2 protein-coding genes are annotated in these 2,761 nt (G+C 72.1%); one reads left to right on the top strand and one right to left on the bottom strand.

Translation table 11 applies throughout. The features are described 5' to 3' along the window. Nucleotides 1-39 precede the first annotated feature (39 nt). On the bottom strand, nucleotides 40-1,671 hold the full coding sequence (locus tag ABZ371_RS31365; RefSeq protein WP_358686061.1) for a penicillin-binding transpeptidase domain-containing protein: 1,632 nt from the start codon (nucleotides 1,669-1,671) through the stop codon (nucleotides 40-42). A gap of 393 nt (nucleotides 1,672-2,064) precedes the next feature. Here ABZ371_RS31365 and ABZ371_RS31360 point away from each other — a divergent pair, with 393 nt between their 5' ends. Then, nucleotides 2,065-2,640: a histone deacetylase gene (locus tag ABZ371_RS31360; protein WP_358686063.1), complete on the top strand. Its 576-nt coding sequence runs from the start codon at nucleotides 2,065-2,067 to the stop codon at nucleotides 2,638-2,640. Nucleotides 2,641-2,761: the final 121 nt, after the last annotated feature.

Here is a 2,761-nt window from a genome sequence, read left to right as displayed (position 1 = left end):
GGCGGCAGCCGGCCGGCCATGTGCCGCCCGCCGCCGGATTCAGCTACCGGCCCGCAGCACCGCCGCCACCACCGGGCCCGCGGCGTCGCCGCCGTGGCCGCCGGACTGGACGACGGCCGCCGCGGCGAGGTCGTTGCTGAAGCCGGTGAACCAGCTGTTGGACGTGCCCTGGCCGTCGACCTCCGCCGAGCCCGTCTTGGCCCCCTTGTCGCCGCCGACGGAGGCCATGGCCGCCTTGCCGGTGCCCCAGGTGGCGGTGGCCCGCATCATGTCGTTGAGCTGCCGGGTGACGCCCGGGGACAGGGAGCGGGAGGCCTGGGCCAGCTCGCGGCCGTCGAGTTCGCGCGGCACGATGACCGGCTGGTGGAAGGTGCCGGTGCGGGCGGTCGCGGTGATGGACGCCATGTTGAGGGCGTTCATCTGGACGGTGCCCTGGCCGATGTACTGGGCGGCGGCCTCGCCGCCGGTCTCCTCGGGCACGCTGCCGTCGACGGACGTGACGCCCGTCTTCCAGTCGAGGCCGATCCCGAAGACGTCACGCGCCTCCTCGGCGAGTGCGGCGTCGTTCTTCGTGTCGTCGATGAGCTTGATGAAGGCCGTGTTGCAGGAGCGGGCGAAGCTCGTGGTGAAGCTGCTGGAGTCCGGCAGCGCGAAGTGGCCCAGGTTGTGGAACGTACGCCCTTGGTACATGGCTTCCCGCGGGCACGGGGTGGGGCCGCCGGCCGTGACCAGGCCCTTCTCCAGCAGCATCGCGGCCGTGACGATCTTCATCGTGGAGCCGGGAGCCTGCTTGCCCTGCATGGCGGCGTCGAAGCCGCTCGCCGGGTTGTTGGCCACCGCGCGTATCGCGCCGGTGGAGGGTTTCACGGCGACGACCGACGCCCCGCTGAACTGCTTCACGGCCGTCTCCGCGGCCGCCTGGGCGCCCGCGTCGAGCGTCGTACGCAGCTTGCCGGGCTTGCCCTTGGCGAGGGTGAGCAACGTGGTGTCCGGCAGTTGCGCGTCCGCCGGCTCGATCCATGTCTCGATGCCGGGGGAGCCGTCGGTGGTGTCGCCGTACTTCTCGCGCAGGGTGTCCAGGATCGGGCCGAGCGACGGGTACGTCTTCCTGTCGAGCACCTTGCCGTTGCGGTCGACCGCCTCGATCGCCGCCGTCGACGACTCGCCCGTCCTCAGCGTCGCCCCTTCGGTCAACTGCGGGTGGACGACGGTGGGCTGCCAGTCCACCAGGGCCTTGCCGGTGGTCAGGCCGCGCACCACGGTCAGCTCCGAGGCGTAGGACCAGGGCTTGGTCGTGCCCTCGTACGACACGGTCGCCTTCACCGTGTACGGGACCTTGGCGCCGACGGCCGGGCCCGGAGTGATCACCGCGCCGGTCACGTGGGCGTCGGCGGCGTAGCCGGTCAGCGACGCCTCGGCGCCGGCCTCGTTGTCGGTGAGCAGGGAGGCGGCGCTCGCGTCGCCGGCAGCCCACGCCTTCAGGAAGTCCTTCGCGACCGTCTCGATCTCCGACGCGGTCGGCGGACCCGTCCTCACCTCGGCGGACTCGGCGACGGTGTCCGTGCCGCCGATCAGTTCCTCGCCGAGCATGCTGTAGGCGCCGTAGCCGAGGCCGCCTGCCACCAGCACGAACACCCCGCCGACGACGGCGACCTTCGCTCCACCTCGCATCTCGCGATCCCCCTCCCCAGGAGCCCCCTGAACGCGTTCAACATTCCGGGGATTTCCTTGGGACCATACGTGACGGCAGTGACACGCGCAGCGGCTGTTACCGGACCGGAACGCGGCGATGAGAGCGCTTTCGCCGATCGTTGCTGGTCAGGGCAGGAGTACCGTCGCCCGGTGGCGTTCGCCGTCCGCGGTCCGGGACCTGTCCGCACCGGAGGCGGCCGGAGATGGACACGCCAGCGGGTACGGCACGGCGTACGACGTCACGGCCGGACAAGCGAGGAGAGGCCGAAGGTGGGAGCAGGACGACACGTGGTCGACGCGCATCGCATCGATCCGGCACGTTGGGAGGAGCCCGCTCCGGAACACGTCTGGTACGCCTCCTACGGCTCGAACATGCACCTGGACAGGCTCGCCTGCTACATCCAGGGCGGCCGGCCGCCGGGGGCGGGGAAGCTGTATCCGGGGTGTCGAGACCGTCGACCACCGATCCGGTCCGTCCCCGTGGAACTCGCGGGCGCCCTGTACTTCGCCACGCGGTCGCCGGTCTGGGGAGGCGGCCGGGCGTTCTACGATCCGACCTGTGGAGGGCGCGTGTACGCACGCGCGCACCTCGTCTCGGCCTCGCAGTTCGCGGACATCGCCGCCCAGGAGATGTACCGGGACCCAGGCGCGGACCTGGACCTGAGCGAGGTTCTCGCCCGGGGCGTGGCCGGCCTCGGGAGCGGTCGTTACGAGACGTTGGTGTGTGCGGGGCAGATGGGCGGAGCGCCCGTTCTCACTTTCACGGCCCCGTGGAGCGCGAGCGAGGTCGCCCCGGTCGCACCTTCTCGTGACTACGTGCGCTTCCTGGCGACCGGACTGCTGGCAGCGGGCGCTTGGGACGCGGGCGCCGTCGCTGCCTACGTCGCCTCCGCGCGAGGCGCGGGCGCCCGGTGGTCGGAGCGCGCGGTCCGCGACCTGATCGGGTGACCGGCCGCTCGAGTGCCCGACCTCGCTCCCCGCGCTTGTACGTCTCCTTGTCGAAGCCGGCGGGCCGGCCTCGTAGGCAGCCGCGGCGCCCACCACCGGGGCGCGCCGGCCCGTCGGGGAG

This window comes from Streptomyces sp. NPDC005899, assembly GCF_040629645.1.
GTDB lineage: Bacteria > Actinomycetota > Actinomycetes > Streptomycetales > Streptomycetaceae > Streptomyces.
Note: the sequence above shows the minus strand (reverse complement) of the source record. Positions and strands in the feature narration are given on the sequence as shown.

Excerpts from the sequence above, each read along its gene's own strand:
- ABZ371_RS31360 (WP_358686063.1), top strand. The coding sequence starts at position 2,065 with ATGCACCTGGACAGGCTCGCCTGCTACATCCAGGGCGGCCGGCCGCCG.
- ABZ371_RS31365 (WP_358686061.1), bottom strand. The coding sequence starts at position 1,671 with ATGCGAGGTGGAGCGAAGGTCGCCGTCGTCGGCGGGGTGTTCGTGCTG.